At 59.1% G+C, this 12,767-nt stretch carries 10 protein-coding genes; 7 read left to right on the top strand and 3 right to left on the bottom strand.

The window, feature by feature from the left end; all coding sequences use genetic code 11:
• Positions 1-59 precede the first annotated feature (59 nt).
• The gene (gene gntK, locus AACH55_RS04560) at positions 60-1,613 is read right to left on the bottom strand and encodes a gluconokinase (RefSeq protein ID WP_338718245.1); all 1,554 of its coding nucleotides are present in this window, start codon (positions 1,611-1,613) and stop codon (positions 60-62) included.
• Positions 1,614-2,183: 570 nt separating this feature from the next.
• On the opposite strand from gntK, the gene AACH55_RS04555 reads away from it, so the two are divergent.
• The 5 genes from AACH55_RS04555 (at position 2,184) to AACH55_RS04535 (ending at position 7,824) form a co-directional block, all read left to right on the top strand.
• The gene (locus AACH55_RS04555) at positions 2,184-3,242 is read left to right on the top strand and encodes a LacI family DNA-binding transcriptional regulator (protein ID WP_338718244.1); all 1,059 of its coding nucleotides are present in this window, start codon (positions 2,184-2,186) and stop codon (positions 3,240-3,242) included.
• A gap of 243 nt (positions 3,243-3,485) precedes the next feature.
• A complete protein-coding gene (gene ggt / locus AACH55_RS04550) occupies positions 3,486-5,246 on the top strand; it encodes a gamma-glutamyltransferase (protein ID WP_338718243.1) in 1,761 nt (586 codons plus the stop codon).
• 627 nt (positions 5,247-5,873) lie between these two features.
• Complete coding sequence (locus AACH55_RS04545; protein ID WP_338718242.1) at positions 5,874-7,022, top strand: hypothetical protein; 1,149 nt, start codon at positions 5,874-5,876, stop codon at positions 7,020-7,022.
• 83 nt (positions 7,023-7,105) lie between these two features.
• The gene (locus tag AACH55_RS04540) at positions 7,106-7,384 is read left to right on the top strand and encodes a hypothetical protein (protein WP_338718241.1); all 279 of its coding nucleotides are present in this window, start codon (positions 7,106-7,108) and stop codon (positions 7,382-7,384) included.
• Between the two features lie 53 nt (positions 7,385-7,437).
• Positions 7,438-7,824 (top strand): helix-turn-helix transcriptional regulator, encoded by a 387-nt coding sequence (locus AACH55_RS04535; protein WP_338718240.1) that lies wholly within the window; start codon positions 7,438-7,440, stop codon positions 7,822-7,824.
• Between the two features lie 116 nt (positions 7,825-7,940).
• Here the strand turns inward: AACH55_RS04535 and AACH55_RS04530 are convergent, their stop codons facing one another.
• Positions 7,941-9,263: a hemolysin family protein gene (locus AACH55_RS04530; RefSeq protein WP_338718239.1), complete on the bottom strand. Its 1,323-nt coding sequence runs from the start codon at positions 9,261-9,263 to the stop codon at positions 7,941-7,943.
• A gap of 418 nt (positions 9,264-9,681) precedes the next feature.
• Between AACH55_RS04530 and AACH55_RS04525 the strand changes: the two genes are divergently transcribed.
• Positions 9,682-10,632: a reverse transcriptase family protein gene (locus AACH55_RS04525; RefSeq protein ID WP_338718238.1), complete on the top strand. Its 951-nt coding sequence runs from the start codon at positions 9,682-9,684 to the stop codon at positions 10,630-10,632.
• Complete coding sequence (locus tag AACH55_RS04520) at positions 10,629-11,708, top strand: AAA family ATPase (RefSeq protein ID WP_338718237.1); 1,080 nt, start codon at positions 10,629-10,631, stop codon at positions 11,706-11,708. The genes AACH55_RS04525 and AACH55_RS04520 overlap by 4 nt, the downstream gene beginning before the upstream one ends.
• A 52-nt stretch (positions 11,709-11,760) precedes the next feature.
• Here AACH55_RS04520 and AACH55_RS04515 read toward each other — a convergent pair whose 3' ends face one another.
• Positions 11,761-12,762, bottom strand: a complete 1,002-nt coding sequence (locus AACH55_RS04515; protein WP_338718236.1) for a zinc-binding alcohol dehydrogenase family protein — start codon at positions 12,760-12,762, stop codon at positions 11,761-11,763.
• Between the last annotated feature and the right edge of the window lie 5 nt (positions 12,763-12,767).

The following is a 12,767-nucleotide window of genomic DNA, read 5'->3' as shown; positions in this document are numbered from 1 at the left end:
CTTGTCGGAAATTTCATTGTCAACATATCTGCTTTGGCCGATATGGCGCAAAACAGGTCTCAGTGCGCTTTTCCGGTCTCGCGCTGGAAGGCGGCAATGGCGTGATACTCCGCCTCCAGCCTGGCCGGAATGGCGGCAAAGATCGGTTGCAGGCGGCCGTAGACGGCCACCGCTTCAGCCTGCGGAGCGTGATGATTGGTCGAACCGACCATGCCCGAGATGACCGACAGCGACGGCACCAGCCCCAGCGCCCACGCGCCCAGCACGGCGGCGCCGAGGCAGGATGATTCGACGCTCTCCGGCACCACCACTTCGCGGTTGAAGATGTCGGCCATCATCTGGCGCCACAGCGCCGAGCGGGCGAAGCCGCCGGTGGCCATCATGCGTCTGGTCGGCCCGACCAGTTCTTCCAGCGCCGGCAGGATGCTGTAGAGATTGAAGATCACTCCTTCCAGCGCCGCACGGATCATGTGGTGCTTGCCGTGATGCAGCGCCAGGCCGAAGAAGGAACCGCGCAGGTCGGCATTCCACAGCGGCGCGCGCTCGCCGGCCATGAAGGGATGGAACAGCAGCCCTTCGGCACCGGGACGCACCTGCTCGGCGATGCGGGTCAGTGCCTCATAGGGATCGACACCTTCTTCACGCGCCGCAGCCGCTTCTGCAGTAGCCAGTTCATCGCGCACCCAGCGGAAGATGTTGCCGCCGTTGTTGACGGGGCCACCGACGACCCAGTGTTTTTCGGTCAGTGCATAGCAGAACAGGCGGCCATGCGGATCGGTGAGCGGTTCATCGATCACGGTGCGCATGGCGCCGGAAGTGCCGATGGTCACGGCCACGTGACCGATCTCGATGGCGTTCACGCCCAGGTTGGAGAGCACGCCGTCATTGGCGCCGATGATGAAGGGCGTCTCCACCGACAGACCCAGGCGCTGCGCCATCCCGGGCGAGAGCGCCGGCAGGCGGTGCGTGGTCGGCACCGGCGTGGGCAATTGTTCGGGACGGACACCCAGCAGTTCCAGCGCGCCCTTGTCCCAGGCCAGTTCGCGCAGATTGAACATGCCGGTGGCCGAGGCGATGGAATGGTCCACCACCCACTGGCCGAAGAGTTGGTACAGCAGATATTCCTTGATGCCGACGAAGCGCGCCGCCTGCGCGAAAATCTCCGGCTTCTCATGGCGCAGCCACATCAGCTTGCACAGCGGCGACATCGGGTGGATCGGCGTGCCGGTGCGGCGATAGATGGCATTGCCATCGTGCTCGTGCTTGATGCGTTCGGCCCAGACCGAGGCGCGGATGTCGCCCCAGGTGATGCTGTTGGAAAGCAGGCGATTCTCGGCATCGACCGCAATGACGCTGTGCATGGCCGCGCTGAAGGACAGCAGTGCGATCTCCTGCGGTGCGGCCCCGGCGGCCTTGACGGCGCCGGCGATGGAGGCCAGCGCAGCGGCCACGATCTGGTCCGGGTCCTGTTCCGCCATGCCCGGTTCGGTACAGAGGACCGGATATTCCTCTGCATGCTGGGCCACCACCTTGCCATCGAGCGTGAAGACGACGGACTTGGTGCTGGTGGTGCCGATGTCGACGCCGAGCATGTAGGGTGCGGAAGAGGCCATACGAATTTTCCTTACGGGACAAAGCAGGACGCCCGAACCTGCCGGGCGTTGCAGGCGGTCTTAAACGACCAGGTTGAGGAACATGATGAAGATGATAGCAACAACCGGGATCAGCGTTTCCATCACCGTCCAGGTCTTGCCAGCCCCGCCGCCGTGTTCCCGGAGATTTCGATGTTAGCGTTAACATGCGGCGCGATGATAACGCTAACATTTTGAGACGGTCAAACACTTGTTGTGCTGCGGCGCAGTAGAAATGCGGGGAAGTATGCTGTGGCCGGGGTTTCCTTGGGATGGCGATTGCGTGGCTTTCTCGTTCTATGCGTTCTTCCACTTCCCCCCCGTTCGGACTGAGTAGCCGCGTAGCGGCGTATCGAAGGCGCTCCCTCCTGTGCGCCTTCGATACGCGGCAAAGCCGCTACTCAGTCCGAACGGTTACTGTTACTTTGAGCGCAGCCAGCCACGCTAATCAGTCCGGACGGCAAATTTTGATCCCCCCGCCCATTCCCCCCGCTCCGCCCCCGCAAGCAGGTATCATGTCGCCACTCCGAACGACCGCCCTTGCCTGCATCCATGACCCAGCGCGCAGCACCCAAGTCCAAGCCCAAGTCTCCTTCTGCCGTGCGTGGCAGCCGCGCCACCGGGCGCGTCACCATCATCGATGTGGCGGCCGAAGCCGGGGTCAGCCCGATGACGGTATCGCGCGCCCTGAAAAACCCCGGTCTGGTGCAGGAACAATCGCGCCAGCGCATCCTGGAAGCCATCGACCGGCTGGGCTACGTGCCCAACCAGGCCGCCTCCACGCTGGCCTCGGCGCGCTCGCAGGTGATTGCGGTGCTGGTGCCTTCGCTGACCAATGCGGTCTTCATCGAAACGCTCTCGGGCATCCGCGATTACCTGGCCATTGCCGGCTATCAGTTCCTGATCGGTGAGACCGGCTACGACCGGGCCAAGGAAGAACAGCTCATCGCCACCTACCTGGCCCACGCGCCGGCGGGATTCCTGCTCTCCAGCAGCGAGCAGCACGACATCCTGCAGGCCCGTCCCGGCAGTCGCGACATTGCTGCGGTGCGCATGTTCGATCTGGGCCGCAGCCACCATGACTATTCGGTCGGTTTCTCGCAGAGCCGCGCCGGGCATGCAGTGGCGCAACATTTGGTCGCACGCGGCTACCGGCGCCCGGCCTTCCTGGCGGCCCAGCTCGATCCGCGCATGATGAAGCGCCGCGAGGGCTTCCGCAAAGGCTTGCTGGAAGCCGGTATCGCACCCGACATCGAAGTGCTGCTGCCCGAACCCACCACCGTGGACATGGGCGCGCAACTGCTGCGCCGGGTGCTGCAAGAACATCCGGACTGCGATTCGGTGTTCTGCTGCAATGATGACCTGGCCCTGGGCGCGCTCTTCGAATGCCAGCGCCAGGGCATCTGCGTGCCGCGCGAGATGGCCATTGCCGGCTTCAACGATCTCTCCTGGGCAGCCTGCGCCACGCCCTCCATCACCACCGTGGTCACGCCGCGCTACGACATCGGCTACAAGTCGGCCGAGATGCTGGTGCGCCAGCTGAAGGGCGAAGACATTCCCAAGGGCCGGCTGGACCTCGGCTTTGAGCTGGCGGTGCGCGAGAGTACCTGAAGCACGGCGGTTCCCGCCCCAGGGCATCCCCCACATCCGTGGACGAATCCGCGCCAATAATCCACCCATCGCCGTCTCGCGGCTCTGGACAGGAAACGGCCATTCTCTACAATCTCCCCGTGTCGTTCTTCCCTGCAGGAATGCAGCACCACAGCAGTACGGTGATGCAAAGATGCAGCGGCGGGCGGCATTCTTATAAATAATATGCAGATTCCCAAGTCCCGATCATCAGGAGCATCTCTCATGCAGACATTTACCGGTCTTTGCAAACCCGCCGCACTGGCGCTGCTGCCGCTGTGCGGCGCGCTGGCCTTCCTGCCGGCCTCGGCGCAGACCGCGCCGCCCTCGGCCCCCGTGGTCAAGTACGACCTGACCTATGACATCATCAGCCCGGTCCACAGCCAGCACGGCATGGTGGCCACCGAACAGGAACTCGCGACCAAGGTCGGCGTGGACATCCTCAAGAAAGGCGGCAACGCGGTGGACGCCGGCGTGGCCGTGGGCTTCGCGCTGGCCGTGGTGCTGCCCAATGCGGGCAACATCGGCGGTGGCGGTTTCATGATGATTCACGATGCCAAAACCGGCAAGAACGTCGCCCTGGACTTCCGCGAGATGGCCCCGCAGCGCGCCACCCGCAACATGTATCTGGACGACAAGGGCAACGTGGTGCCGGGCCGCTCGCTCTACACCCACCTGGCCGTGGGCGTGCCGGGCACGGTGGCGGGGCTGTCGCATGCGCTCTCCAAGTACGGCACGATGAAGCTCTCGCAGGTGATCCAGCCGGCCATCGAACTGGCCGAAAAGGGTTATCCGGTCAGCCGCAGCCTGGCGCTGATCCTCTCGGCCGAGCGCGAACACCTGGGCCAGTGGGATTCTTCCAAGGCGATCTTCTTCAAGGAAGGCCGCCCGCTCAAGGAAGGCGAACTGCTGGTCCAGAAAGACCTGGCCAAGTCGCTGCGACTGATCGCCAAGGAAGGGCCGAAGGCTTTCTATGACGGTGCCATCGCCAAGAAGATCGTGGCCGAGATGGACAAGCACGGCGGCCTCATCACCGCCGACGACCTGAAGAACTACAAGGTGGTCGAGCGCGAGCCGGTGTCGGGCAACTATCGCGGCTACCAGGTCATGTCGATGCCGCCGCCAAGCTCGGGCGGGGTGCACATCATCCAGATGATGAACATCCTCGAACGCTATCCCCTGAAGCAGTACGGAGCCGACAGCGCCCAGACCATCCACCTGATGGCCGAAGCCATGAAGCTGGCCTATGCCGACCGCTCCGAATACCTGGGCGACCCGGACTTTACCAAGGTGCCGGTCAAGGGCCTGACCTCGCGCGCCTATGCCGATGAACTGGCCAGGAAGATCAACCCGGACCGCGCCACGCCCTCCACCGACATCAAGCCGGGCCAGCCGCAGCCCTATGAAAGCGACCAGACCACCCACTTCTCGGTGGCCGACAAGGACGGCAATCTGGTCGCCACGACCTACACGCTGAACCTGAACTTCGGCAGCGGTATCGTCGCCACCGGTACCGGCATCACCTTGAACAACGAGATGGATGACTTCGCCGCCAAGCCGGGCGTGCCCAATGCGTTCGGCCTCATCGGTGGGGATGCCAATGCGGTCGGTCCTTACAAGCGTCCGCTGTCGTCGATGTCGCCCACCTTCGTGCTCAAGGATGGCAAGCCCTTCCTGGTCACCGGCAGCCCCGGCGGCAGCCGCATCATCACCACCACGCTGCAGACCATCCTCAACGTGATCGACCACGACATGAACGTGGCCGAAGCCACCATCACGCCGCGTATCCACCACCAGTGGGCACCGGACCAGCTGCGCGTGGAAAAGGGCCTGTCGGCCGACACCCTCAAAATCCTGCAGGACAAGGGCCAGAAGATCAGCGTGCAGCCCTCCATGGGCCGCACCCAGACCATCCAGATCAGGCAGGATGGTTTCGATGGCTTCTCGGACCCGCGCAATCCGGATGGCCGCACCCTCGGCTTCTGATGGACTGAACCGTCGCCCTGAATGACGGGCACTCAAGGATGGCTCCCGGCTGACTGGCCGGGAGCCATTTTTTTATCAGGAGGCCGTCTCTCTTTCTTCCCGCAGGGCTTGCGCCTGCCAATAAAAATTCATCTGCGGAATCGGCTATCTGAATTCGGAATTCGCCTATAAAAACTTATTTTCATTCCGCCACAATAAATTTCTTCGAAATCCGGTGAATTTTCGCTGCTGCGTTCCTGTTTCATTTCTCCTGATCGCCACACCACGATGAAATCCGCTCCCGGTGCGGTTTTTCGGACCACACCGGGTCTTTCTTCGCCGTTTTTTGAACAAATTCAAAAGCAAAAAAGAAAATTTTCGAGAAAAAAGTCGAAATCCGTAGAGACACTTTTCGTTAAATTTTTGTTTTTCTGCTTTATTCCTTTGATCCTCTTATCAGGACAAATCCACGCCATCACTATGGCAGACATTTGTCACTGAGCACGATCCTCATCCCGTTTCGATTGCACGCAGCGCCGACCTGGCGTCCTGATGGCTGGCACCTCCGCGTCCTGCCAGAGGCCTGCGTTATCCGACGAGACCGTGCGTGACCCGATTCCGACCTGTCACTTTCAAGGGAGTACTACCATGACCATCACCGTCCTGAAGCTGTCCGACGCCGACGCTTACCCTCGACAGCAGCCGCTCCGTGAGCGCCCGGGTGACCGTCACCGATGGCAGCAACAGCCGCACCAACCACGCCCTGTGGAGCAGTGGCGGCAACGACGTGCGGGTGCAGGCACAAGCGGTAACGCTACGCTGAACCTCAAGGTCAACACCAGCCTGTCCAAGGGGGACCATGTGATCGTGAGCAAGTACATCTCGACCACGGGTGCCACGTCAGAGTCCGCAGCGGTGAAGGTCAACGTCGGCGCAGAGATGAAAGCACCGCTCCTGACCGACCTCAAGGTCAAGGCCTCCTATGATGCGGACGCCAATGCCAAGGCCGTTCTGCTGGGGGCGGACAACTACGCCTCCATTACCGATCCCGGTCTGGGTCCGACATCAGGGGTCTATGACAAGGGCCTGATCTTCACCGGCCGCATCAACACGCCTGAGCTTGCCGGCAAGCAGAAGTATCTGGTGTCCATCAGTCTGGGCGGCAAGACCTTGGGCTTCGACGTCTTCGAACTCGACAGCACGGGTGACGCAAGCGCCAGCAGTTTCACCTTGCAGACTGCGCCCAACCTGCTCGCACCGGGCCTGTATCGCGACCTCACAGTCACGGTCACCAACGTGACCGAGGGCAGTATCCACAACGGCCAGACCTCGGTCATCAAGGATGCGACGCTGGGCTGGTACTGGGCTGCGCAATCGATGGGCGACATCCGCGGTGGCAATGGCAACGACGGCATCATCCTGAGCCCGACGCCAACCGGCCCGTCGGCCACGATACCCACGGTGACCACGGGTGCCGGTGCCGACACGCTGATCTTGGGGGCTTTCCAAAAGGCCGGCGCGAAGACGTCTACCAAGCCCGTAGTGGCCTGGCTCAACTTCAACGCCACGGTGACGGACTTCCAGCTGGGTCTGGACAAGGTGCAGGTGGCCGGGCAGACCCTCACGGCGGCCAACCTGGACAGCTTCGTCAAGAGCGCCGCCGCCAGCTCCGATGGGGGCGGCACTACCTTGCGCGTGGATCTGGACGGGGCTGGTGCAAATGAAAACATCTATACGTTGACGCTGCAAAACCTGTTCTACAACCCGGCCAATACGGCCACCATCTTCGGCATCTGATCAACAGGTGCCGTAGTCCCTCACGGGCCGGCCCGAGCGGCCGGCCCATTCATCGAAATTCAGAAAGGAAGGAGAGCCGGTATATGTCCCGAAAAATAGGCGATGGCCGCGACTTCTGGCGGCCTGGTAACGAGGATCTGCCCATGCTGGCCGAACGTCTCTATGCCCAACAGGAAGACCGGGCCTGGCTGAGCGACCCGGAGCATCCTGATGCAGGCGCCGACGAGGCACTGCCCGACTGCGACGAGAACGGCATCGCCCTGCCCCAGCTGACCGACGCCGATTACTGGAACAGCGCCTTGCTACTGCCGCCCGACTGGTTCAACGCTTATACCGCCGCGACATCGTTACGGCATCGATGACTTCGCTGCCCCGATTGCTTTGCGCCACATGACCATCAACCCACCGCCCCCTCATGGATACCAACAAAATCGCCATCGGCCAACGCCTGCGCATGATTCGCCTGAAAATGGGCATCAGCCAGAATCTCTTCGCCCGTGCACTGGAAACCGCGCCCAATCACATCTGCCAGATCGAGCACGGGCGCTGCGTGCCCGGTAGCAAACTGCTGCGCGGCATGCGCGAGCAGTTCGGCATCGATATCACCTGGTTGCTCAGCGGCCAGAGCACATCGACCACGACCAGCCATTTCAGGAAAGAGGTCGCCACACTGGTGGCCGACTACCGGCGCGCCAATGCCAGTGGCAAGGCCTTGCTGAGTTATACGGCGAGCTTTCTGGTGGAGGAGATGCCCAAGGAAGAACAGGCGCCCGTCTTTCCAGATAAGACAGGCAGGCGATGAGCTTGCGCCAGCGCCTGCCTGCATTGCTTCACCTGGATTTCAAGGGGCCGGATGAAGGCGGCTTGTATCGCCTCATCCGCTGCCACCAGCACTTAGGGAGAGGGCGGCTGTAACGCTTACTCGCGCACTTCCCCGCTCTTCGGATAGACCTTCACCAGCACGATCTTCGGCCCCGACATGCGTTTGATGACCACATCAAAGGCGGCGAACTCGATCTTCTGGCCTTCCTTGGGCAGGTCGCCGAGTTTTTCCATGACCAGGCCGCCGACGGAATCGATGCTGTCGTCATACTCGATGTCGATGCCCAGCATGTGTTCCAGCGTGACGATGGGCAGGCTGCCCTTGCCCAGCAGGGTGCCGTCATCCTGGCGGCTCCATTCGCCGGTGTTGTGGCGGAATTCGTCGCGGATCTCGCCCACCAGAAAACTCAGCATGTTGTCCAGCGTGATGAAACCCAGCGGCATCTGGCCCTTCTTGCCGATGATGGCGAAGTGCGGCATGCCGGTGCGAAAGCGCCTCAGCAGGTCCAGCGCCGGCAAGGCCGGAGAAATGAACTGCACCGGACGCAGGTAATCCTTGAGGTTGCTGATGGCGTGGCCATCCTGCTGCGCCAGGAACACATCCTTCAAATGCACCAGGCCCAGCACCTGCTGGCGCTCGGCGTCGAAGTAGGGATAGCGCGAATAGCGGTTGCGGTAAATGATGTCGAGGTTTTCTTCCAGGCTCTTGTCATCGCCCAGGGCCACGATCTCGCTGGCCGGGCGCATGATGTCGGCCACGTCCAGTTCGGCGAAGTTCAGGCTTTGCGCCAGCACGTTCCATTCGTCGCGGGTGAACTTGCCGCTCTTGCCGCTCTTGCTGCCGGCGCGCAGGATGAGCTTGAGTTCATCCGAGGAATAATGCGCATCGTGACCATGATGAGCCGCCAGCCCGGCCACGCGCAGCAGCCAGTTGGAGCTGGCATTGAGCACCCAGATCAGCGGATACATGCCCCAGTAGAAACCATACAGCGGCACGGCGCACCACAGGCCCAGCTTCTCGGGGCTGCGGATGGCCAGCGACTTGGGCGCCAGTTCACCGGCCACGATGTGCAGGAAGGAGATGACGAAGAAGGCGAACACGAAGGAGACGCCATGGATCAGCTCCTGATTGGTCACGCCGGCCAGCGAGAAGAGCGGCTCCAGCAGGCGCGCGAAGGCGGGTTCACCGATCCAGCCCAGACCCAGAGAGGCCAGGGTGATACCCAGCTGGCAGGCGGAGAGATAGGCATCCAGCTGATTGTGGACCACGGCCAGGATACGGCCGCGCATGCCTTGTGTTTTTGCGATGGCCCGGATGCGCGTTTGACGCAACTTGACCAGACTGAATTCTGCTGCAACGAAAAAACCGTTCAACGCAACCAGGAAGACGGCTGCGACGATCAGTAATATGTTTTCCAACGAGGGTTCCTATCGGGGTTGTCAATGGGCCCGGACGCCGCGGGCGGGTCCGGACTGCGTAATTTAACACGGGTGGGGGCTTTTACCGGACTAATTACAATAAGGCAACCCCAACACGAGTCAATTGGAATTGAATTTATCCCGAAGGAAGAAACCGATGTGAGAAAGCATTGCAACCACACACTGACTGCAAGAGACAGCAATGGGAAAGCTTTAAATGAGGGTGAGTCGGCGGTCTACTATTGCGGGGCTTGAAATCGATTCAAGCCCCGCAACCAAATTGGTAGAATCAGACGGCCTAGAGGTCAGCAGAATGACTGGAGCTACTCCTAGTCACTGACATGCGGGGATTATATCCCGGCACAGAAAAACAATGCAAGATTGCGCCGTTCTTTATGAACATCAACACAGAATGACCATGACTAAACAACCTTTGCAGAAGCTCTTTGACGCGATGTATCACGGCAAATATAGCTTCGATGACTTTTTGCAAAGCCCGGTCGAAAAGAATTACGAAATCTTGCCTCCCAGAGAATCAGGGGGACGAAAATTATTCAAACCCAAAGAAAATCTCAAGATCTATCATCGGTTTTTGAATTTGTTCTTGTTTGAGTTCTTGCCCGTCAACGAGAGGGTCGTTTTCTCCTATCGTAAGGGCTTTAGCGCGTTAAATGCTGTGCAATCGCATACTCAAAGCAAGTACTTCTTCCAAACAGACATCCAGTCATTCTTTGACTCCATTGATCGCGCCCTGACAAAGAAAACCATTCTGTCCGGGGAGGCTAACTGCCCTATCTCAGATCTGGATATTCACATTGACCGAATTGTGGACCTGGTTTGCATTGACGGTTCTCTGCCCGTCGGTCTACCAGCATCAGCTCCGCTCAGCAATGCCGTCCTCCTGGATTTCGACAATGAACTGGAACGTGCCTGCCTCGAAAGGGAACTTCACTATTCGAGGTACGCTGACGACATTATCATTTCTGGACAACGGCATACTGACGTTCAAGAGATAGGGCATTCAGTACAAGAAAAATTGCATCAATTCGTGTCGAAGAATTTCTCGATTCACGAAGGAAAGACTCGCTATTTCCAAGTCGGAGGGAAGATCAAAATCCTTGGCATGATGATCCTTCCCAATGGAAAAATCAGCATCGACTCGAAGAAGAAGAAAGACCTTGAGGTACTGCTTTTCTTCTACCTGAATGACAGAGAGCGATTCAAGAAGATAGTGGAACAGGCGAAGAGGCGGACTGAATTTGGTAAAGAATTGAGCGATGACGATTACGTTGCATACCTGAGTGGGAACATCAATTATGTGGACTCGATCGACCCCGACTATACGGATACACGCGTCCGAAGGAATTGATCAGCTTCCTGAAAGCCATCTACAACACTGGAAAATTTGACCATCTGGTGGAGATCAGCGTGAAGGACGTTCCCTATTACGTCATCCCCCACGATGGGGACTACTACTTAAGGGAGGACTATTTCAGCTCAGGCGAATATTTCTTGATCAGTCTATATCGCCGAATCAGATCGCGATATATGGCCATCTTTATCGACGAAATCGACATTTCTTTGGATGCTGCCGCGCAAGTTCGTCTGGTCGAATGGCTGAGAAAATTCAAAGAAAGGTACCAGACCAAATTCATCTTCACAACCCATTCACTCGCGATGATGCGAACCGTTTCTGACGAACTTTTTTATATGGAAGAACAGCCAGACGGGACTACTACCATTGAAAGACGATCCTATGGATTTGTGAAGAGCACCTTGTTCGGCTTCAACGGTTGGGAGAAATACATCCTGACCGAGGATGAGATGCTTAAAGCTTTTCTTGAATATCTGATTAGCCAGCACTGCGTTCGGCCGTTCTACCAGTTCAAAATTATTTACGTCGGTGGGAGCCAGAATACGACTGACCTGATGCAACGTAACAAGACAGACAAATTCTTAACGGATGAATATAAAAACGTCATCGTTGTATTGGATGGAGATCAGAAAAAGAAAGCCTTTTCCAAGAAGGAAAACGTCTTTTTCATCCCCATGGAGAGCGTCGAAAAAGAGCTGCTAACAAGATGTCTCAAAGGAGAATTTTGGGACACAAAAAAACTCCAGGCGCTGATTCCAGACCACAAAAGGCTGTCTGCGTTCATGCGCGGAGATGACTACGAAAAAGAAGGACGACTCAAGAGGACCTATTACTCGCTCCTTTTACGTTTCAGAAAGAATACTGAGCTGCGCCGAAAACTTGACGCAGCAAAAGGAGAGCCGATCAAGGAGCGAGATTTTTCAAATGCTGGAAAAAAGCTGTTCGCTCATTTGACCCGGCATGAATACACTCAGCAGCAAATCTTTGAGTTTCTCATCGAGAAAAATCCAGACGCAATTTCCTCGCTTCGACAAGCAATTGACCAATTTCTTTCCTCGCACCACGGATAGGTCGAAAAGTAAGCTACTGAGATGATCGGAAGTGCTCACACCACCGGCGCAATTAAAACCCCTCAAGGACAATCTTCCCCTTCGCCTTGCCCGACTCCAGCAAGGCATGCGCGCGCCGCAGATTCTCCGCGCTGATGCGTCCGTAATGCTCGCCGGTCGTGCTACGCAACACGCCCTCATCCAGCAGTTGCGACACCCGTTGCAGCAGCTCATGTTGACGGATCATGTCGGCGGTCTGGAACATCGAGCGCGTAAACATCAGCTCCCAATGCAATGAAATGCTCTTGCGCTTGAGCGGCACCGCATCCAGCGTAGCCGGATCATCGATCAGCGCGAACTGACCTTGCGGCGCGAGCACGTCGATGATCTGCGCATAGTGCTGGTCGGTGTGGGTCAGGCTGATGACGATATCGACTGCGGGGATGCCCAGCTGCTCCAGCTGCGGCCTGAAAGGCTGGCTGTGGTCGATCACGTGGTGCGCGCCCCGCTCGCTCACCCATTGCGCGGTGTCCTTGCGCGAAGCGGTGCCGATCACGGTCAGTTGCGTGAGCTTGCGCGCCAGCTGGGTCAGGATCGACCCCACGCCACCGGCAGCCCCGATGATGAGCAGGCGACGTCCCTGCCCCGCGCCTTCGGCCACGCCCACGCGGTCGAACAACAGTTCCCACGCGGTAATGGCGGTCAGCGGGATCGCTGCGGCGTCAGCATGACCGAGGCTGGCCGGCTTGCGGCCGACGATGCGTTCATCGACCACATGCAATTCGCTGTTGGCGCCGGGACGGGTGATGTCGCCGGCATAGAAGACCTCATCGCCCGGCGCAAAAAGCCTGACCTGCGCACCGACTGCGCGCACCACGCCGCTGACGTCCCAGCCCAGCACGCGGGACTGGCTGGCACTGGCGCGGATCTTGGTATCGACCGGATTGACGGAGATGGCCTTCACTTCGACCAGCAGATCGCGCTCGCCCGGGACGGGATCAGGCAGGGTGGCCTCGGAGAGGGAAGCAGGATCGTTGATGGCCTGGGACCGCGGGTTGGTGATGATGGCTTGCATGGAAA

This window comes from Herbaspirillum sp. DW155 (assembly GCF_037076565.1).
Classification (GTDB): domain Bacteria; phylum Pseudomonadota; class Gammaproteobacteria; order Burkholderiales; family Burkholderiaceae_D; genus Herbaspirillum.
This window is presented reverse-complemented; position numbering and strand designations above follow the sequence as displayed.